Below are 19,245 nucleotides of genomic sequence, written 5' to 3'. Positions count from 1 at the left end.
CACGAAGTCGGTGTCGTTGTCGCGCTCGACGTACTCGGTGAAGCCGGCCAGCTCGCCGTCGTAGAACACGTCGTAGCGGTTCTTCTCCTCGTTGCGCACGACCCGGCGTTCGGGCTCGCCCGTGCTGGGCTGTGCTGCGGGGGTGGGCTGCTCGGTCATCTTCTTGCGCTCCTTCCGCACCGGCACCGGGTGCGCGCTCAGGATCGACACGCGGTTGAACGCGCCGATCGCGACGGCGACCCAGATGATCACCGAAATCTGTTCCTCGGACCAATGCTCGCGGGCGATCTCGTATTCCCGGTCGGTGCGCTCCTCGTCGGGCAGCGTGGTGACCGCCTCGGCCAGCCCGAGCGCGGCCCGGTCGGCGGCCGAGTACGTGCCGCCGCGCCGCCAGGCGGGCAACACCGCGATCTCCTGCGCGGACAGGCCCGCGCCGAGTCCGGCGTGCTCGTGCACGTCCAGGCAGTAGGGGCAGCCGTTGATCTGGGAGACGCGCAGATTGATCAGTTCGATCAATCGGCGGTCGATGCCCGCGGCCGCGGCGGCGGCCCTGATCTCGGCGGCGGTGGCGCTGAGCGCCTTGAAGATCGCCGGGTGCTGCTTGTCGATCCACACGCGTTCGTTGCGTTCGGTCACCCTCGCGATGCTAGCCCCGCGCGCCGCGGTCCGCCCGGACCGCGGCGCGCCGGGGATTACTCGCGGCCCGCCGAGGTGAAGCTCATGTCCGCGTACCGATTGCCCGCCACCCGCGCGGCGATCGGCTCCAGCGTCGCGAGCTCGGCGTCGGTGAGCCGGACCGTGGCCGCCGCGACGTTCTCGGCCAGCCGGGTGCGCTTGCGGGTGCCGGGGATCGGCACCACCGCGAGGCCGTGCACGTCGGCGCGGGCGTGCACCCAGGCCAGTGCCACCTGGGCCTGGCTGATCCCGTGCGCCTCGGCGATCTCGGCCAGCGGGGCGAGCAGGTCGGCGTTGTGCCGGGCGTTGTCGCCGGTGAAGCGCGGCTGGTGCTGCCGGAAGTCCTGCGCGCCCAGCTCGTTCGCGGCGCGGAACGCCCCGGTGAGGAAGCCGCGGCCCAGCGGCGAGTACGGCACGAACGCCACCCCCAGCTCGGCGGCGGCGGGTACCGCGGTGCGCTCCACGTCGCGGGAGAACAGCGACCACTCCGACTGCAGCGCCGTGATCGGGTGCACCGCGTGCGCGGCGCGCAGTTCGTCGCCGGTGACCTCGGACAGGCCCAGCGCGCGCACCTTGCCCGCGGCGACCAGTTCGGCCAGGGTGCCGACGGCGTCCTCGATCGGCACCCGCGGATCGCGCCGGTGCAGGTAGTACAGGTCGATGGTGTCGACGCCGAGCCTGCGCAGGCTGGCCTCGACCGACGAGCGGATGTACTCGGGGGAGTTGTCGAAGCCGCGGAAGGCCGGGTCGTCGGCCTTGCGGACGATGCCGAACTTGGTCGCGATCACCAGGTTCGCGCGGTTGGCGCGGACGAAGTCGGACAGGAACTCCTCGTTGTGCCCCGCGCCGTAGACGTCGGCGGTGTCGAACAGGGTGACGCCGAGTTCGAGGGCGTGGTCGAGAGTGGCCCGCGATTCGGCCAGGTCGGAGTCGCCGTAGAACTCGCTGATGCCCATGCAGCCCAGACCCTGCGCGCCGACCAGCGGGCCGTCGGTGCCGAGGGTGGTGGTCGGCAGTGTCGCGGTGGTGCTCATGTTTCGGTTCCTTCGCTCGTGTACGCGGTGAGCGCGGCCGGCTGCTCGGCCCCGGATCGGCCCTCGTAGATGCCGATCTTGTAGTCGAGCACGGCCACGGTCTGCTGTAGTTCCGCGATCTTGGCGAGCACGTCGGATCTGGTCTGCCGGAACATCTCCAGGCGCTGCGGGTAGGTCTGTTCCCCGGCCCGCACCAGCTCGGCGTAACGGATCATGTCGGCCACCGGCATGCCGGTCATGCGCAACCGGCTGATCAGCGCCAGCCACTCCAGGTCGCGATCGCTGAAGCGGCGGTTGCCGGTGTGGTCGCGGCCGATGTAGCCCATCAGCCCGATGCGCTCGTACCAGCGCAGCGTGTCGCGGCTGAGCCCCGAACGGTCGGCGACCTGGCCGATCGAGTATTTCGGGCGCTCGCGCTCGTCGTCCCCGCCGTCGGTGCGCAGGGCCGCGTCCAGATCCATCATGTTCGTCCCTTCTCGTGGAACCCCACCGAAGCTAGCCAGCTGGAGTGCACTCCAAGCAAGACTTATTCTCGCGGGACGAACGAATTCAGTTGTACTTCGGCAGCTCCTGCACGGCCCACTTGTTGCCGTCGGGATCGGCGAAGAAGGTGAACAGGCCCCAGCCCATGTCCTGCACCGGCGAGGCCTCGACCCCGGCCGCGACGAGCTGTTCGTAAGCCTGCTGAGCGCTCGGCACCACCATCTGCATGCCCTCGACGCTGCCCGGCGCCGCGCCGGTGAGCCCGCGGCCGATACAGATCGAGCAACCCGACCCCGGCGGAGTGAGCTGGACGAAGCGGATGTCCGGGCTCGGGGTGTGGTCGTGATCGGCGTTGAAGCCGATACTGGTGTAGAAGTCCTTGGCCCGATCGACATCGGTGACCGGGATGGCAACGAGTTCGATTTTCCAATCCATGCCGTTCAGCATGGCACCGGAGACCGACAGAAACGTAGTGTGGATCACATGGCTGGTAAGGACATCGACCGGATCAGGGCCCGATCGGCCTGGGAGACGGTCAAGGAGAGCCCCGTGATCACCGCGATCGCGGTGGCGCCGGTGGTACTGGTGCTCGGCGTGGTGTGGTGGCTGACGAACGGCTTCGTCGCCTTCGTGCTGCTCGCCCTGCTCGGCGTCGGCATCGTCGTCGGCGGCAAACTGCTGAAGTAGCCGCCGTCGCGCGTCAGCGCGGCACGTGGAAATACGTGAGTTCGCCCGAACCGGGGTCCAGCTGTGCCCACCGCCGGTCGAACTCCAGCACCGCCAGCGCCGAGGTGGGGAACTTGCGGCTCAGCTCGGTGGCTTGATCGGAGTCCCGGTTGGCAGCCAATTCCCAAGCGGTCCACGGGATCCCCGGCACATGCCCGACGATCAGCAGCGTCTCGACGCTGTCGTCGGTGAGCTGGATGAGCTCGATCAGGGTGTGCGGATTCGCCTCGTAGATGTCGTCGGTGTACTCCACGGGCGCGTCGACGCCGGTGGCCGCGAGGGTCTGCCTGGTCCGGGTGGCGGTCGAGCAGCGCACCGCGTCGATGGGCGGCATCGTCGCGCGCAGCCAGTCGCCGGCCAGCGCCGCCTCCCGCTGCCCGCGCGGCGCCAGCGGGCGCGCGTGATCACCGACGCCGTCGGGATAGGCCGATTTTCCGTGCCGCATCAGGATCAGGGTCGCCGCCATGGGACCACCGTAATCCCGACCGCAGGTGAGGTCGCGGTCACACTCGAGGCACACTGAAAGCTGCGTCACCGTAGATGTGTTCGTGGCACACCCGCCGCGGGCCCGCTCCGGACGACGTCTCGAGCCACCGACCACACATTTCGAGGATCTGCACACTATGGCCTACGTCATCACGCAGCGTTGTTGCAACGACGCCAGCTGCGTCACCGAGTGCCCGGTCGACTGCATCCGCCCGACCCCGGATCAGCCGGAGTTCGCCACGGCGGAGATGCTGTACATCGACCCCGACACCTGCATCGACTGCGGAGCCTGTGTCGACGCGTGCCCGGTGGACGCCATCTTCTCCGAGGACGACCTGCTCGCCTCGCTGGCCAGGTACCGCGAGATCAACGCCGCCTACTTCCAGCGCCACCCGCTCGAGTCGAACTTCGACCCGCTGACCACGCCGCCGCGCCCGCCCAAGGACCTGGGCACCCTGCGCGTCGCGATCGTCGGGGCGGGCCCGGCGGCCTGCTACGCCGCCGACGAACTGCTGCGCCGCAGCGACGTGGAGGTCGAGATGTTCGACCGCCTGCCGACCCCGTGGGGTCTGGTGCGCGCCGGCGTCGCCCCCGACCACGCGGGCACCAAGAACGTCGCGAACATGTTCGAATCGGCCTTCCGCCGCGACACCCTGCAGTACTACCTGAACGTCGAGGTGGGCGCCCACATCGACCACCAGGAGCTGCTCGACCACCACCACGCGGTGATCTACGCGGTGGGCGCCTCCAGCGATCGCAAGCTCGGCGTGCCCGGCGAGGACCTGCCCGGCAGCCACTCGGCCACCGAGTTCGTGGCCTGGTACAACGGCCACCCCGACTTCGCCGACCGCGAGTTCGACCTGTCCGGCGAGCGCGCCGTGATCGTCGGCAACGGCAACGTCGCCCTCGACGTGGCGCGCGTGCTCACCGTCGACCCCGACGAGCTGGCCAAGACCGACATCGCCGACCACGCGCTGGAAGCCCTGCGCAACAGCAACATCCGCGAGGTGGTGATCCTCGGCAGGCGCGGCCCGCTGCAGGCCGCCTACAGCACCCCGGAGTTCCTGTCGCTGACGCATCTGAAGGGCGTCGACGTGGTCGTCGACCCGGCCGACCTGGAACTGGACCCGCACAGCCGGGCCCTGCTCGACGACCCGAACATCGAGCCGTCGCTGCGCCTGAAGTACACCCTCGCGCAGGAGTACTCGACCGGGCAGCACGACCCGTCGCACAAGCGGATCGTCTTCCGCTACCTCACCACCCCCACCGCGGTGCACGGCGACGGCAAGGCCACCTCGATCGAGTTCGCGCACAACGAGCTGACCGAGGAGAACGGGCAGCTGGTGGCCACCGCCACCGACCGCACCGAGTCGCTGGACACCGGCCTGGTGCTGCGCTCCATCGGCTACCGCGGTGTGCCGATCGCCGGCCTGCCGTTCGACGAGCGGCGCGGCACCGTGCCCAGCGAGCACGGGCGGGTCATCGAGGCGACCGAGCCGGTGCCCGGCGTGTACGTCTCGGGCTGGATCAAGCGCGGCCCGCGCGGCGTGATCGGCTCCAACCGGGTCGACGCCGAGGAGACCGTGGAGGCGCTGATCGCCGACTTCATGGCGGGCAAGCTCACCGCGCCGAGCAAGGGCAGGGCCGCGCTGCAGGCGCTGCTGGCCGAGCGGCAGCCGGAGCTCGTCGACCGCAAGGGCTGGAAGACCATCGACCAGGCCGAGAAGACCGCGGGCAAGGCGGCGGGCAGGCCGCGGGTCAAATTCACCACCCGCGCCGACCTGCTCAAAGCGGCCAAGGGCTAGCCCGAAGGCCCCGGTCCGCGCGGCGGGCCGGGGCTATTCCGGCAGCGGCATGATCCGGACGACGGTGGTGGTGATCCCGCCGACGACGAACCACAGCCGCAGTACCGGCCGGCCGGTCCGGTCGCCCGGTTCGTACCGGCCGCGCACGGTGATGTGCTCACGGGCCAGCACCGGCGCCACGTACTCGATCACCGCGCGATGCGGCCCGGCGACGAGCTTGGGGTAGTCGACCAGGAACTGCTCCACCGCCTGCCAGTAGCAGGTGTGGTTGACGTGGTTGAACTGGTCGATATCGGTGGCGCGCACCGGGAACGGCAGATCGGTGTCGGACTCGCGCGGGGCCGGATCGGTGAGATACGGCCGCCAGCGTAAGCGGTGCTCGTCGGTGTACCGGGCCAGGTAGGCCAGGCCCTCGTCGCTGATCCGGGCGGGCAGGTTGCTGGATTCGCTGAGGTTGATCCAGAACCCCTCGGTCTCGATCAGGCCGCCGCCGTCGCTGGTGATCCTGGTGCGCATGTTCGTCCAGCGGGTCGACATGCTCGAGCACCAGCGGGTCAGATGCACCTGGTCGGGCCAGGTGACCGGCCGGATGACGTCGATGACCGTGCGGCGCACGATCCAGGTGGGGTCGGTGCGGTGCAGTTCGGTCCGGTGGAGCTCGTCCCAGGAGATGTCCTGCAGGTAGCGCGCGACGGCGTCGAAGCGCAGCCGCTGATACGGATCCACGTCGCCAGCCCGGACGGGCCACGCCGCGGCGAAACCCATGCCCTCCTGGGGAAGCGGGGCCAGTGGCTGATCGAGTGACACTTGTGCTCCTTGCGCGGCGAACCAGAGGTGTACCGCGACTTCTTGCGTAGTTCTGCAGACGACTTTACGGGTCGCAGATCACACCCTCACGCGGAGCCGGGACAAGTGGGACCAGGTGGGTCTCACACAGTGGGCACCGGCGGTCTTGTCGTACATGACAGAGCTATCCGCTCCCGGTAGCCTGCTGGAATGGCCGGCGGAGCGATGGCGGGCTCGATGTTCGGGCGCTATGAGTTGCGCAGACTTCTCGGAGTCGGCGGCATGGGGGAGGTCTACGAGGCCTACGACACCTCCAAGAACCGGACTGTCGCGGTGAAGGTGCTCAATCGCGAGCTGGCCCGGGACCCGGTCTACGTGCAGCGTTTCCGGCGTGAGTCGCAGGCGATGGCGAGTGTGCAGGAACCGCACGTCATCCCGGTGCACGACTGGGGTGAGGTCGACGGTGTCCTCTACATCGACATGCGCCTGGTCAAGGGCACCGATCTCAAGGAGCGGCTGCAGCGGCACGGCAGGCTGACCCCCGGCGAGGCGGTCCAGGTGGTGGAGCAGATCGCCGCCGCGCTCGACGCGGCGCACGAGATCGGGCTCGTGCACCGCGACGTCAAGCCGGCCAACATCCTGATCACCGGCAGCATGTTCGCCTACCTGGTCGACTTCGGCGTCGCGCACGCCGACTCCGATCCGCATCTCACCAGCACCGGCAGCGCCGTCGGCTCGATGGCCTACATGGCTCCCGAACGCTTCGAGGACGCGCCGCTGACCGCCGCGGTCGACACCTACGCGCTGACCTGCGTGCTCTACGAATGCCTGGTCGGCCGGGTCCCGTACCCGGTGAACAGCCTGGCGGGCGCGATCGGTTCGCATCAGATGGCGCCGCCGCCGCGACCCAGCGCGGTGGACCCGGCGCTGGAATTCTTCGACGCCGTCGTCGACCGCGGCATGGCCAAGCGGCCAGGACAGCGCTACGCCACCCCAGGTGACCTGGCCCGAGCCGCCAGGACCGCGCTGGTGCAGACCGAGCGGGCCGCCCCGCGGACCGCGCCCGGCCCGCAGCTGTCGGTGGCGACCGTCATCGGCCAGGTGCCACGGACGCCGGACCCCGGCCAACCGCCGCCACCCACCGTCTCCGGCCCGCAGGTGGTGGTGCCGGCGAGCGCGCCACCGCCGTGGACACCGCCGCCGGGCTACCGGACGCCCACCGGCCCGCAGCCGACCCGCGTCGGCGGGTACACCCATCCGTCGGCCCCGCTGCCGCTGCCGCAGCAGCCGCCGCGGCGCAGTGCGTCGACCCCGATCCTGGTCGGCGCGCTGGGCGCCCTGATCGTGCTCGCCGCGGTGGGCGGCGCGGTCTGGGTGATGCTGGACCGCGGCGGCGACCAGGCGGCCGAGCCGCCCAAGGCCACCGGGGAGATCCTCGTCCCGCCGCCACCGGCGATCGAGACGGTCAGCCAGACCGTGCCGACCACCACCCGCACCGTGCCGACACCGTCGAAGACCACGGTGCCGCCGCTGCAGTCGAGCGTCGCGGGCGCCGACGGCCAGGGCTTCCTCAGCGGCGGCGCGCGCTGCAACGACAACGACGCCGCGATGACCATCGCGCGCACCACCGGCTCGCGGGTCGTCATCTGTCACACCGGCGACAACCGCTACTACTACAAGGGCGCGCGCGCCAGCGACGGCCTCGGGATCGAACTCGACGACCCGGTGCCCACCGGCGGCGGCGGATTCACCGCGACCAATCCGACCGACGGCACGCAATACCAGCTCACCCCGGCCGGCCTGACCATCAGCAAGGGCGGGTCGGTGCTGGCCAGCGAGCAGGTCACCGAGTTCGCCCATCGCTGACCGGTTCGCCGGGTTATGTTCTCGGGTAGATGTCACTCCAGAGAGGTACGGCGAAATGCGCGCAGCCCAGGTCGGCACGTTGGACGGACCGTCGGCGATCGAGATCGTCGACCTGCCGGAACCGGCCGCCTATCCCGGCGGGGTCCTGATCGACGTGCACGCGGCGGGCATCGCCTTCCCCGACGTGCTGATGACGCGCGGTCTCTACCAGATGAAGCCGGGCCTGCCCTTCGTCGTCGGCGGCGAGGTGGCCGGTGTGGTACGCGAGGCGCCGGAGGGCTCGGCGCTGCGTCCCGGTGACCGCGTCGCCGCGCTCACCATGCTGGGCAACGGCGTGGCCGAGGTGGCCGTCTCGCCCGAGCACGCGGTGTTCAAGCTGCCGGACAACGTGTCGCTCGAGGCGGGCGCCGGCATCCTGTTCAACGACCTCACCGTGCACTTCTGCCTGACCAAGCGCGGCCGGATCGCCGCGGGCGAGACCGTGCTGGTCCACGGCGCGGCGGGCGGCATCGGCACCTCCACCCTGCGCATGGCCAAGGCGCTCGGCGCGGGCCGGGTGATCGCGGTGGTGAGCACCGACGAGAAGGCCCAGGTGGCCAAGGCCAACGGCGCCACCGACGTGGTGCTGACCGAGGGCTGGCTGGCCGCGGTGAAGGAACTCACCGAGGGCCGCGGCGTCGACATCGTGCTCGACCCGGTGGGCGGCGACCGCTTCACCGACAGCGTCCGCGCGCTGGCGGGCGGCGGCAGGCTGCTGGTGGTCGGCTTCACCGCGGGCGAGATCCCCACCGTGAAGGTGAACCGGCTGCTGCTCAAGAACGTCGAGGTCGTCGGTGCCGCGTGGGGCGAATGGGTGATGAGCCACCCGACCTACCTGGCCGAGCAGTGGGCCGAGGTCGAGCCGCTGCTGGCCTCGGGCGCCATCCCCGCGCCCGAACCGGTGCTGTACCCGCTGGAGCGGACCGCCGAAGCCGTTGCCGCCCTGGACAACCGGACCGCCACCGGCAAGGTCGTCGTCCAGCTGCGCTGAGCCGCGCCGGTGTCGGTGCGCGCCGGTATCGTCGGCGCGACACCGGCCGTCGAAGGAGTGCCATGCAGCTGTCGAATCGGGTGCTCAACCGCACCCTGCTGGCCCGCCAGCACCTGCTGGAGCGTTCGGCGCTGACGGTTCCGCGGATGTGCGACCACCTCGTCGGCCTCCAGGCCCAGGACGTCCCGCCGCCGTTCATCGGATTGTGGAGCCGCATCGCCGGCTTCGACCCGGCGACGGTGTCGACGGGCCTCGAGGATCGCTCGCTGGTCCGCATCACGCTGATGCGCGGCACCATCCACCTGGTCACCCCGCCCGACGCGGTCCGGATCGCCCCGCACATCCAGCCGGAGCTGGAGAAGGTGCCGTTCCGCAAGGGCTTCAACTACGGCGCGACGGTCGGGCTCGACCCCGAGGAGGTGCGCGCGCACGGCGAGGAGGTCCTGGGCGAGGAGCCGGTATCGGCTGCCGACCTGCGCGTCGCGGCGGCCCGGATCTATCCCGACCGCGATCCCGGCGCCATCGTGCAGACCTGGCTCTATCAACTGCCCGTCCTGCAGACGCCGCCGCGCGGCCGGTGGCGCGACAACAGCAAGCCGGTGTGGTCGCGGGTGCAACCGTGGCTCGGCCTGCCGCTCGACCCCGGCTACCCGGTGGCCGAACTCATCCTGCGCTACCTGCGCGCGTTCGGGCCGGCGAGCACCATGGACATGCAGGTCTGGTCGAAACTGCCCGCGATGAAGCAGGCCGTGGCCGACCTCGGCGACCGCGTCCGCACCTACACCGACGAGCGCGGCCGCACCCTCTACGACGCCGCCGACCTGCCGCTGGCCGACCCGGAACTGCCCGCGCCGGTGCGGCTGCTCGGCTGGTACGACAACCTGCTGCTCTCGCATCAGGACCGCAGCCGGGTCATCGGCGATTCCTCCGCGCCCCCGCTGCGCACCTTCGCGTCCGCGGTCTCGCCCGTCCTCGTCGACGGCTATCTCGCCGGCCTCTACAAGGTCTTCGTCAAATCCGGCACCGCCCGCCTGCGCGTCAGCCCGCTGCGCGCCTGGACCACAGCCGAAGCGGCCCAGGTCGAATCGGAGGCCGCCGCCCTGCTCGCCTTCCTCGAACCCGAGTCCACGCCCGCGGTGGAGATCCTGGCCCCCGGCGCCGACGTGCGGCCGTGACCGCCTCAGCGCTGGTCGCGGTAGGCGGGGGCCTTAGCGGTGCCGGTGGGAGTCAGGGTGTGCAGCAGCGGCATGGTGCGCCGGGCGATCACCGTGGACAGCACGATCACGCTGTGCGAGCGCACCACCGACCCGGTCCGATCGATGCTGAGCAGGACCGCCTGGAGTCCGGCGTGTGAGTCGGCGCCGATGCGGCACAGCACGTCGCCGGAGCCGGTGGTGGCATAGGCCTCGAGCACGCCGGGAATCGCCGCGAGCTCGGCGCTGACCGTGTCCAGCGCGCCCTGCGCGATCTCCAGCGTCACGAAGGCCTGCACGTCGAAGCCGGCCGCGGTGACGTCGATCTGGGGGTCGTAGGAGGCGATCACCCCGGATTCCTCCATCCGGTTGATCCGCGCCTGCACCGTCGCCCGCGCCACCTTCGTGCGCCGCGACAGCTCCAGGATTCCGGCCTTCTGGAACTGGTGCATCGCGGCGAGGATCGCGAGATCGAGTTCGTCCAGTTTCGCTGGCGTCCGCATCGAGAGACCTCCGTGCGCTCGCGGTCGGGTGCTATTCAAATTGTCCACCATCGAGGCCGTGCAGGTAGCTTCTCGTGTCAGCCTGTCCACCGTTCGGTGATGTAGTTGCCCAGGTGGGCCGCTGCGGGATTTCCTAGGTCATGACCATTGAGCAGCAGCTCGTCGGGCTGATCGAGCACGACGACAGTGTCGATCCGTTTCCGGTGATCGGGTGGGACGCGCTGGTCTGGGTGGTGGGCAACGCGACCCAGAGCGCGCACTTCCTGCAGTCGGCGTTCGGGATGCGGCTGGAGGCCTATTCGGGGCCGGAGACCGGCAACCGCGACCACAAGGCGTTCGTGCTGCGCAGCGGCGGCGCGCGGTTCGTGGTGCAGGGCGCGGTGGATCCGGACAGCCCGCTGGTGGCCCATCACGACCGGCACGGTGACGGCATCGTCGACATCGCGCTCGAGGTGCCCGACGTGGACCGCTGCATCGCCTGGGCGCGTGAGCACGGCGCCCGGATCCTGGTCGAGCCGCACGACGCGAGCGACGAATTCGGCACCGTGCGTTCGGCGGCCCTGGCCACCTACGGCGAGACCAGGCACACCCTGGTCGACCGGTCCGGCTATTACGGGCCGTATCTGCCCGGCTATGTCACCCGCACCTCGACGCACCGGCGCCGCGACGCCCGGTTGTTCCAGGCCATCGACCACGTCGTCGGCAATGTCGAGCTCGGCATGATGGACCGCTGGGTCGAGTTCTACCGGGGCGTCATGGGTTTCACGAACATGGCCGAATTCGTCGGCGACGACATCGCCACCGAGTACTCGGCGCTGATGAGCAAGGTGGTGGCCAACGGCAACCACCGGGTCAAGTTCCCGCTGAACGAACCGGCGGTGGGCCGCAAGCGTTCCCAGATCGACGAGTACCTCGAGTTCTATCGCGGACCGGGTGTCCAGCACATCGCGCTGGCCACCGGCGACATCCTCGCCACCGTCGACGCCCTGCGCGCCGAGGGCGTGGAATTCCTGCCGACCCCCGACACCTACTACGAGGATCCGGAACTGCGCGCCCGCATCGGCCACGTGCGAGTTCCGGTGGGGGAGTTGCAGCGCCGCGGCATCCTGGTCGACCGCGACGAGGACGGCTACCTGCTGCAGATCTTCACCCGCCCGATCGCCGACCGCCCCACCGTCTTCTTCGAGCTCATCGAGCGCCACGGCTCACTCGGCTTCGGAAAGGGCAACTTCAAAGCCCTCTTCCAGGCCATCGAACGCGAACAGGAGGCCCGCGGCAACCTGTGAGTGCCTGCGGGCCCCTGCTGTGCCGACTCGGCGGGAACTACGGCGAAGACGGCGCGAGCAGCGCGAAACGCCCGTCCGGAAGCTGCTTGCAGAAGAAGGCGTCGTTGCGGCCGTCCATGTACTTCGCCCGCCCCTCGCGCAGGCATTCGCCATGGGTGTCGTAGATACCGCGAACGCCGCCGACGGCGGAAGCGGTGCTGATGCCGATCGACGTCAAGGCCAGACCGGCGAGAGTGGCGGCGACGACAATTCGCCCGATGTTCTTCTTCATGTGAAATTCCCCCTTGTTTCGATGTGCGCGGCCGACGAATCCTCGCAGGCCACGCGGTGCGCATCCGAAACAGAACCACCTGAATGGTCCCCCCCGGAACAAGCAGCGGAATTCTGGCGAAAGTTGTTCGCCGAAAAGCTCTTTCGAATCCCCCTGCCGGTTCAGGCTAACGCAGGACCTGCACCGCGGCAAGGAGGTACGCGACGAGCTGACGGTGTCGCCCCGGCGGGGTGGTGGGGCGGGTGCGACCCCGCACTGTCGGTTACGGCCCGACTCCGGCGCACTGGGTAGAGTTTCGGCTATGCGGTTCAAACCTGCGGTGGCGATCGGGCTGGCGTGCGTGGCACTCGTCGGCTGCGGATCGGGCGACTCCGACGACTCGTCGGGGCCCGCGCGGACGCCGCAGAAGGTCGCCGCGCTGGGGCCGTTCGTCGGGGAGTGCGGGCATGTCAACGACGACGAGGTGCGCTCCATCGCCAGGCTGTCGCAGGTCTCGGCGGTGTTCCGGAACTCGGTCGGTTGCAACTGGCAGTCGGCGGGCCTGGACTCCGCGGTGGTGACCTTCGCCTCCTATCGCGGCAGCCCGATCGATCGAGAGCGGGCGTGGGTGCAATCGAAGGACCGCGTCACCGAGACGGTAACGCTGCAGGGCCGTACCGGATTTCAATCTCACGGCACCAGCTACGGCACCACCACCTGCGACTTCGCCATCGGTCTCGGCGACGACTTCTTCGAGTGGTCCACCTTCGGGTACACCGCGCCGGGCCGTGGCCCGTGTGACGCGGCCAGGCAACTCGCGGAACTGACCCTGGGGCGGATGCAGTGACGCGGGCGAGGACGCGCGTGGCGGCGATCGTGCTCGCGCTGGTCGCGGTGGGTAGCACCGCCGCGGGCTGTGGCCGCACCGTGCCGGGATCGCCGGCCGCGGTCGGCGAGGGCGGCGGCAACGAGGGCGTGGTGAACATGGATTTCGACAAGCTGCTCCGGGAATGCGAAGTGCTGACCGAGGGGCAGATGGCCGAGGCGGTCGGGGGCGACGCGAGTTTCCGCGGCTCGTTCGTCGGCGCGGTGTGCATGTGGGATGTGCAAGGCGCTCCCGGCGGTAACGCGAAGCTGACGTTGAACTGGTTCGAGCACGGCTCCCTCAACGTGGAACGGCAGACCTATCAGAAACTCGGCTACGAGTCGTCGATCACCACGATCCAGGGCGCCTCGGCCGTCCAGATCCGCAGGCCGGGCGATCCCGACTCGTGCGGGGTGAGCGCCAAGGCCGCCGACGCGGGCATCGTCGGGTGGTGGATCAACTACCGGGCGGGCTCGGCGCACCCGGACCCGTGCCCGGTGGCGGCCAAGCTCGTCGAACTGACCCTGAATCGGGCCCGGTAGAGCCCCTGGCCCGGCCCCCGCTTTGACCCCGTTTCGGGCACGCGGGTATCGTGGATCCCTGTGCCCGGATTGCTACGGGCAAGTTCGTGCGTGAACGTAGGCCAGCGAAAGCGGCCGGAACGTTCCAGCGTGCCCAGAAAAAGGGCCCTGAGCTGCGCGCGACACGCCCGACCGCGGGTCAACGGAAACACGGTCGGACGTGCGAGTGAAAGCTCGATGAACTGAAGACATATGTTCTGCCCACCGCAAAACAAGCCGCAATTACCAATAAGGAAAGCCGGTCTATGCCAACCATCAACCAGCTGGTCCGCAAGGGTCGCCGCGACAAGGTCTCCAAGACCAAGACTGCGGCCCTGAAGGGGAGCCCGCAGCGTCGTGGCGTGTGCACTCGCGTGTACACCACCACCCCCAAGAAGCCGAACTCCGCGCTCCGTAAGGTCGCGCGTGTTCGCCTGACCAGCGCAGTCGAGGTCACGGCGTACATCCCCGGTGAAGGCCACAACCTGCAGGAGCACTCGATGGTGCTCGTGCGCGGCGGTCGTGTGAAGGACCTCCCCGGTGTCCGCTACAAGATCATCCGTGGCTCGCTCGACACCCAGGGTGTGAAGAACCGCAAGCAGGCCCGCAGCCGCTACGGCGCCAAGAAGGAGAAGAGCTGATATGCCACGCAAGGGCCCCGCACCCAAGCGTCCGCTGATCAACGACCCGGTCTACGGGTCGCCGCTGGTCACTCAGCTGGTCAACAAGATCCTGCTGGACGGTAAGAAGTCCACCGCCGAGCGCATCGTCTACGGTGCCCTGGAGCAGGCGCGCGAGAAGACCGGCACCGATCCGGTCGTCACCCTCAAGCGCGCGCTGGACAACGTCAAGCCCGCCCTCGAGGTGAAGCCCCGTCGTGTCGGTGGCGCCACCTACCAGGTGCCGGTCGAGGTCCGTCCGGGCCGCGCCAACACCCTCGCGCTGCGCTGGCTGGTCAGCTACTCCCGCGCCCGTCGCGAGAAGACCATGGTCGAGCGTCTCGCCAACGAGCTCCTCGACGCCAGCAACGGCCTCGGCGCTTCGGTGAAGCGTCGCGAGGACACCCACAAGATGGCCGAGTCGAACCGGGCCTTCGCGCACTACCGCTGGTGATTGCCGCCCGGCCCGTCGCTAGTGTCGGCGCCGGAAGGCTTTCAGTCGGGACGCGGCACTTCGGTGCCGCCCCCGGCGTTGACATTGTGACGACCCGAACCAGGGTCGTTCCCGAGAATCCCAACTAGCTAACGAGCGGGGAAGATTTCCGTGGCACAGGACGTGCTCACCGACCTGAACAAGGTCCGCAACATCGGCATCATGGCCCACATCGATGCGGGCAAGACCACCACTACCGAACGCATCCTCTTCTACACCGGTATCACGTACAAGATCGGTGAGGTCCACGACGGCGCCGCCACGATGGACTGGATGGAGCAGGAGCAGGAGCGTGGTATCACCATCACCTCCGCCGCTACCACCTGTTTCTGGAAAGACAACCAGATCAACATCATCGACACCCCCGGGCACGTCGACTTCACCGTCGAGGTGGAGCGTTCGCTGCGCGTGCTCGATGGTGCTGTCGCCGTGTTCGACGGCAAAGAGGGTGTCGAGCCGCAGTCCGAGCAGGTGTGGCGTCAGGCCGACAAGTACGACGTGCCGCGTATCTGCTTCGTCAACAAGATGGACAAGCTCGGTGCGGACTTCTACTTCACCGTGCAGACCATCAAGGACCGCCTCGGCGCCAAGCCGCTGGTGATCCAGCTTCCGATCGGTGCCGAGAACGACTTCGAGGGCATCGTCGACCTGGTCGAGAACAACGCCAAGGTCTGGAAGGGCGAGACCAAGCTCGGTGAAGAGTACGAGGTCATCGAGATCCCGGCCGATCTGAAGGACAAGGCCGAGCAGTACCGCCAGGAACTGCTGGAGACCGTCGCGGAGTCCGACGAGGCGCTGCTGGAGAAGTTCTTCGGCGGTGAGGAGCTCTCGATCGAGGAGATCAAGGGCGCCATCCGCAAGATGACGGTCAACTCCGAGCTGTACCCGGTGCTGTGCGGTTCCGCGTTCAAGAACAAGGGCGTGCAGCCCATGCTCGACGCGGTCATCGACTACCTGCCCTCCCCGCTGGACGTCGAGGCCACCACCGGCCACGTGCCCGGCAAGGAAGAGGAGCTCGTCACCCGCAAGCCGAACGTCGACGAGCCGTTCGCGGCGCTGGCGTTCAAGATCGCGGTGCACCCGTTCTTCGGTGAGCTCACCTACGTCCGCGTGTACTCGGGCAAGGTCGACTCCGGCTCGCAGGTCGTCAACTCGACCAAGGGCAAGAAGGAGCGCCTGGGCAAGCTGTTCCAGATGCACTCCAACAAGGAGAACCCGGTCACCACGGCCTCGGCCGGTCACATCTACGCCGTGATCGGTCTGAAGGACACCACCACCGGTGACACCCTCTCGGACCCGCAGAATCAGGTCGTCCTCGAGTCGATGACGTTCCCGGACCCGGTCATCGAGGTCTCGATCGAGCCCAAGACCAAGTCCGACCAGGAGAAGCTCGGCACCGCGATCCAGAAGCTGGCGCGCGAAGACCCGACGTTCTCGGTCAAGCTGGATGCCGAGACCGGCCAGACCGTCATCGGCGGCATGGGCGAGCTCCACCTCGACATCCTCGTCGACCGCATGAAGCGCGAGTTCAAGGTCGAGGCGAACGTCGGTAAGCCGCAGGTGGCCTACCGTGAGACGATCACCAAGGCCGTCGAGAAGCTCGAGTTCACGCACAAGAAGCAGACGGGTGGCTCCGGCCAGTTCGCGAAGGTCATCATCGCGGTCGAGCCCTTCGTCGGCGAGGACGGCGCGCACTACGAGTTCGAGAACAAGGTCTCCGGTGGTCGCGTGCCCCGTGAGTACATCCCGTCGGTCGACGCGGGTGCCCAGGACGCCATGCAGTACGGCGTGCTCGCCGGCTACCCGCTGGTGAACCTGAAGGTCACCCTGCTCGACGGCGCCTACCACGACGTCGACTCGTCGGAAATGGCGTTCAAGATCGCGGGCTCGCAGGCCCTCAAGGAAGCGGCCCGTAAGGCCGGTCCGGTGATCCTCGAGCCGCTCATGGCGGTCGAGGTCATCACGCCCGAGGATTACATGGGCGACGTGATCGGCGACCTCAACTCCCGCCGTGGCCAGATCCAGGCCATGGAGGAACGCAGTGGTGCCCGTGTCGTCAAGGCGCTGGTTCCGCTCTCGGAGATGTTCGGCTACATCGGTGACCTGCGGTCGAAGACCCAGGGTCGCGCGAACTACTCCATGGTGTTCGCCCAGTACGCGGAGGTTCCGGCCAACGTGTCCAAGGAGATCATCGCCAAGGCGACCGGCGAGTAATTCGCTTGCCGGGGCCAAGTACGCTTGGCCCCGGCAACCGGGCGTCAGCACGACCCCCTTTAATAACCGCACTGCTGCAAAAAAGCACGCACTAACTAGTCCAGGAGGACAACAGTGGCGAAGGCGAAGTTCGAGCGGACGAAGCCCCACGTCAACATCGGCACCATTGGTCACGTCGACCACGGCAAGACCACGCTGACTGCCGCGATCACCAAGGTGCTGGCTGACAAGTACCCGGATCTGAACGCCGCGTTCGCGTTCGATCAGATCGACAAGGCGCCGGAGGAGAAGGCTCGTGGTATCACGATCAACATCTCCCACGTCGAGTACCAGACGGAGAAGCGCCACTACGCGCACGTCGACGCCCCGGGTCACGCCGACTACATCAAGAACATGATCACCGGTGCGGCCCAGATGGACGGCGCCATCCTCGTGGTCGCCGCCACCGACGGCCCGATGCCGCAGACCCGCGAGCACGTGCTGCTCGCCCGCCAGGTCGGCGTGCCCTACATCCTGGTCGCGCTGAACAAGTCGGACATGGTCGACGACGAGGAGATCCTCGAGCTCGTCGAGATGGAGGTCCGCGAGCTGCTGGCCTCGCAGGAGTTCGACGAGGACGCGCCGGTCGTGCGTGTCTCCGGTCTGAAGGCCCTCGAGGGCGATCAGAAGTGGGCCGACTCGGTCCTCGAGCTGATGGCTGCCGTCGACGAGTCGATCCCGGACCCGGTCCGTGAGACCGAGCTCCCCTTCCTGATGCCGGTCGAGGACGTCTTCACGATCACCGGTCGTGGCACCGTCGTCACCGGTCGCGTCGAGCGCGGCATCGTGAACGTGAACGAGGAAGTCGAGATCGTCGGCATCCGTCCGGAGAAGACCAAGACCACGGTCACCGGTATCGAGATGTTCCGCAAGCTGCTCGACCAGGGCCAGGCGGGCGACAACGTCGGTCTGCTGGTTCGTGGCATCAAGCGCGAGGACGTGGAGCGCGGCCAGGTTGTCGTGAAGCCGGGCACCACCACCCCGCACACCGAGTTCGAGGGCCAGGCGTACATCCTGTCGAAGGACGAGGGCGGCCGCCACACCCCGTTCTTCAACAACTACCGTCCGCAGTTCTACTTCCGTACGACTGACGTGACGGGCGTTGTGACCCTGCCCGAGGGCACCGAGATGGTCATGCCCGGTGACAACACCGAGATGTCCGTCAAGCTGATCCAGCCGGTCGCCATGGACGAGGGCCTGCGTTTCGCGATCCGTGAGGGTGGCCGCACCGTCGGTGCCGGTCGCGTCACCAAGATCATCAAGTGATTTCCTGAATCACTGACACCGCAACGGCGTCGCTCCCCCCGGGGAGCGGCGCCGTTCGGCGTTTTCCGGCGCGGCCGTGACCTCGGGGGTCATCGTGTCGCGCCGCCGGGGTCGGTAGCGTCCAGGGCAATTGCTGGTCCGGATCGGAGGGTGGCGCGTGGCTGAAGTGCAGGGGTTCGAGGTCACTGAGGGTGTGCTCGAGCACGGGATGCCGTATCTGGCGTTCGGGGCGGGGCGGCCGCTGGTGTTCCTGCGATGGTTCATGCCCGATCACGCGAATCCGACGGGGTGGATCCGGAAGTCGGAGGTGAAGACGCTGGCGCCGTTGGCGCGGCACTTCCGGGTGTACGCGGTGAACCGGGCGCCGGGGATGGCGGTGGGGACGACCATGGCCGATATCGCGCGGGAGCACGCGGAGGGACTGGCGGCCGAGTTCGGCGGGCCGGTGGACGTGCTGGGTATCTCCTCGGGTGGGTCGCTGGCCTTGCAGCTCGCCGCGGATCATCCGTCGGCGGTGCGGCGGCTGGTGATCGCGTCGTCGGGGTATCGGCTCGAGGACGAGGCGCGGGCATCGCAGATGCAGTACGCGACGGCCGCCGCCGCGGGCAGGCGATCGCTGCACCACCTGGCCACCCAGGGGATCGAGTCGCCGGTCAAGCGCCGGCTGGTGAGCGCTTTCGCCTGGCTCGCCGACCCGCTGGTGCGACCGAAGAATCCCGCCGACACCCTCGCGTTCGTGCGCGCCGAGGACGCCTTCGACGTCGACGGCGAACTCGCCGCCATCACCGCACCGACCCTGGTGATCGGCGGTGACCGCGACGAGTTCTACTCCGTCGACACCTTCCGGCACACCGCCGAGGGCATCCCCGGCGCCCGCCTGGTGCTCTACCCGGACACCACCCACCTCGGGGCGATCAAGCACCCACGGTTCGCGCCCGAGGTCACCGCGTTCCTCGACGCCCCGGAAGACTGACGCGCGAGCTCAGGCCGGAGCCAGGAGCCGGACCCGCACGGTGACCCGGCCAC

Annotated in this window: 20 protein-coding genes and 1 pseudogene; 13 read left to right on the top strand and 8 right to left on the bottom strand. The window is 68.7% G+C overall.

All coding sequences use genetic code 11. The features are described 5' to 3' along the window. Positions 1 to 174: 174 nt before the first annotated feature. The 4 genes and pseudogenes from EL493_RS33460 to EL493_RS32075 form a co-directional block, all read right to left on the bottom strand. A pseudogene (locus EL493_RS33460) lies at positions 175 to 645 on the bottom strand (carboxymuconolactone decarboxylase family protein); the annotation flags it as partial. A gap of 47 nt (positions 646 to 692) precedes the next feature. Further along, the gene (locus EL493_RS32085) at positions 693 to 1,709 is read right to left on the bottom strand and encodes an aldo/keto reductase (RefSeq protein WP_019049374.1); all 1,017 of its coding nucleotides are present in this window, start codon (positions 1,707 to 1,709) and stop codon (positions 693 to 695) included. Then, positions 1,706 to 2,173: a MerR family transcriptional regulator gene (locus tag EL493_RS32080; protein ID WP_019049373.1), complete on the bottom strand. Its 468-nt coding sequence runs from the start codon at positions 2,171 to 2,173 to the stop codon at positions 1,706 to 1,708. Before EL493_RS32080 ends, EL493_RS32085 begins: the two co-directional genes overlap by 4 nt. A gap of 85 nt (positions 2,174 to 2,258) precedes the next feature. Continuing rightward, on the bottom strand, positions 2,259 to 2,627 hold the full coding sequence (locus tag EL493_RS32075) for a VOC family protein (RefSeq protein WP_030201183.1): 369 nt from the start codon (positions 2,625 to 2,627) through the stop codon (positions 2,259 to 2,261). A 48-nt stretch (positions 2,628 to 2,675) separates the two neighbouring features. On the opposite strand from EL493_RS32075, the gene EL493_RS32070 reads away from it, so the two are divergent. Further along, on the top strand, positions 2,676 to 2,879 hold the full coding sequence (locus EL493_RS32070; RefSeq protein WP_019049371.1) for a hypothetical protein: 204 nt from the start codon (positions 2,676 to 2,678) through the stop codon (positions 2,877 to 2,879). A 13-nt stretch (positions 2,880 to 2,892) separates the two neighbouring features. Here the strand turns inward: EL493_RS32070 and EL493_RS32065 are convergent, their stop codons facing one another. After that, the gene (locus EL493_RS32065) at positions 2,893 to 3,384 is read right to left on the bottom strand and encodes a SixA phosphatase family protein (RefSeq protein WP_019049370.1); all 492 of its coding nucleotides are present in this window, start codon (positions 3,382 to 3,384) and stop codon (positions 2,893 to 2,895) included. Between the two features lie 157 nt (positions 3,385 to 3,541). Between EL493_RS32065 and EL493_RS32060 the strand changes: the two genes are divergently transcribed. Continuing rightward, a complete protein-coding gene (locus EL493_RS32060; protein ID WP_019049369.1) occupies positions 3,542 to 5,209 on the top strand; it encodes an FAD-dependent oxidoreductase in 1,668 nt (555 codons plus the stop codon). Positions 5,210 to 5,242: 33 nt separating this feature from the next. Here EL493_RS32060 and EL493_RS32055 read toward each other — a convergent pair whose 3' ends face one another. Then, the gene (locus tag EL493_RS32055; protein ID WP_022566205.1) at positions 5,243 to 6,016 is read right to left on the bottom strand and encodes an acyl-[acyl-carrier-protein] thioesterase; all 774 of its coding nucleotides are present in this window, start codon (positions 6,014 to 6,016) and stop codon (positions 5,243 to 5,245) included. A gap of 189 nt (positions 6,017 to 6,205) precedes the next feature. Between EL493_RS32055 and EL493_RS32050 the strand changes: the two genes are divergently transcribed. From EL493_RS32050 to EL493_RS32040, 3 genes are all read left to right on the top strand, one after another. Continuing rightward, entirely contained in the window at positions 6,206 to 7,861 is a 1,656-nt protein-coding gene (locus EL493_RS32050) for a serine/threonine-protein kinase (protein WP_022566206.1), read from the top strand. Positions 7,862 to 7,916: 55 nt separating this feature from the next. Continuing rightward, entirely contained in the window at positions 7,917 to 8,891 is a 975-nt protein-coding gene (locus EL493_RS32045) for an NADPH:quinone oxidoreductase family protein (protein ID WP_019049366.1), read from the top strand. Between the two features lie 62 nt (positions 8,892 to 8,953). Next, entirely contained in the window at positions 8,954 to 10,066 is a 1,113-nt protein-coding gene (locus tag EL493_RS32040) for a winged helix DNA-binding domain-containing protein (RefSeq protein ID WP_019049365.1), read from the top strand. 5 nt (positions 10,067 to 10,071) lie between these two features. Here the strand turns inward: EL493_RS32040 and EL493_RS32035 are convergent, their stop codons facing one another. Next, positions 10,072 to 10,587: an Lrp/AsnC family transcriptional regulator gene (locus EL493_RS32035; RefSeq protein ID WP_019049364.1), complete on the bottom strand. Its 516-nt coding sequence runs from the start codon at positions 10,585 to 10,587 to the stop codon at positions 10,072 to 10,074. Positions 10,588 to 10,727: 140 nt separating this feature from the next. On the opposite strand from EL493_RS32035, the gene hppD reads away from it, so the two are divergent. After that, positions 10,728 to 11,873: a 4-hydroxyphenylpyruvate dioxygenase gene (hppD, locus tag EL493_RS32030; RefSeq protein WP_019049363.1), complete on the top strand. Its 1,146-nt coding sequence runs from the start codon at positions 10,728 to 10,730 to the stop codon at positions 11,871 to 11,873. A 37-nt stretch (positions 11,874 to 11,910) separates the two neighbouring features. Here the strand turns inward: hppD and EL493_RS32025 are convergent, their stop codons facing one another. Beyond that, on the bottom strand, positions 11,911 to 12,144 hold the full coding sequence (locus EL493_RS32025; RefSeq protein ID WP_019049362.1) for a hypothetical protein: 234 nt from the start codon (positions 12,142 to 12,144) through the stop codon (positions 11,911 to 11,913). A 301-nt stretch (positions 12,145 to 12,445) separates the two neighbouring features. Between EL493_RS32025 and EL493_RS32020 the strand changes: the two genes are divergently transcribed. The 7 genes from EL493_RS32020 (at position 12,446) to EL493_RS31990 (ending at position 19,192) form a co-directional block, all read left to right on the top strand. After that, on the top strand, positions 12,446 to 12,970 hold the full coding sequence (locus EL493_RS32020; protein WP_019049361.1) for a DUF3558 domain-containing protein: 525 nt from the start codon (positions 12,446 to 12,448) through the stop codon (positions 12,968 to 12,970). A gap of 17 nt (positions 12,971 to 12,987) precedes the next feature. Then, the gene (locus EL493_RS32015) at positions 12,988 to 13,530 is read left to right on the top strand and encodes a DUF3558 domain-containing protein (RefSeq protein ID WP_022566207.1); all 543 of its coding nucleotides are present in this window, start codon (positions 12,988 to 12,990) and stop codon (positions 13,528 to 13,530) included. Between the two features lie 284 nt (positions 13,531 to 13,814). After that, positions 13,815 to 14,189: a 30S ribosomal protein S12 gene (rpsL, locus tag EL493_RS32010; RefSeq protein ID WP_019049359.1), complete on the top strand. Its 375-nt coding sequence runs from the start codon at positions 13,815 to 13,817 to the stop codon at positions 14,187 to 14,189. A gap of 1 nt (position 14,190) precedes the next feature. Further along, positions 14,191 to 14,661, top strand: a complete 471-nt coding sequence (rpsG, locus tag EL493_RS32005) for a 30S ribosomal protein S7 (RefSeq protein ID WP_019049358.1) — start codon at positions 14,191 to 14,193, stop codon at positions 14,659 to 14,661. Between the two features lie 150 nt (positions 14,662 to 14,811). Further along, positions 14,812 to 16,914, top strand: coding sequence for an elongation factor G (fusA, locus tag EL493_RS32000; RefSeq protein ID WP_019049357.1), 2,103 nt, complete (start codon positions 14,812 to 14,814; stop codon positions 16,912 to 16,914). 114 nt (positions 16,915 to 17,028) lie between these two features. Then, positions 17,029 to 18,219 (top strand): elongation factor Tu, encoded by a 1,191-nt coding sequence (gene tuf, locus EL493_RS31995; RefSeq protein WP_019049356.1) that lies wholly within the window; start codon positions 17,029 to 17,031, stop codon positions 18,217 to 18,219. Positions 18,220 to 18,376: 157 nt separating this feature from the next. Then, the gene (locus tag EL493_RS31990) at positions 18,377 to 19,192 is read left to right on the top strand and encodes an alpha/beta fold hydrolase (protein ID WP_022566208.1); all 816 of its coding nucleotides are present in this window, start codon (positions 18,377 to 18,379) and stop codon (positions 19,190 to 19,192) included. The last annotated feature ends 53 nt before the right edge of the window (positions 19,193 to 19,245 follow it).

This window comes from Nocardia asteroides, from assembly GCF_900637185.1.
Classification (GTDB): domain Bacteria; phylum Actinomycetota; class Actinomycetes; order Mycobacteriales; family Mycobacteriaceae; genus Nocardia; species Nocardia asteroides.
Note: the sequence above shows the minus strand (reverse complement) of the source record. Positions and strands in the feature narration are given on the sequence as shown.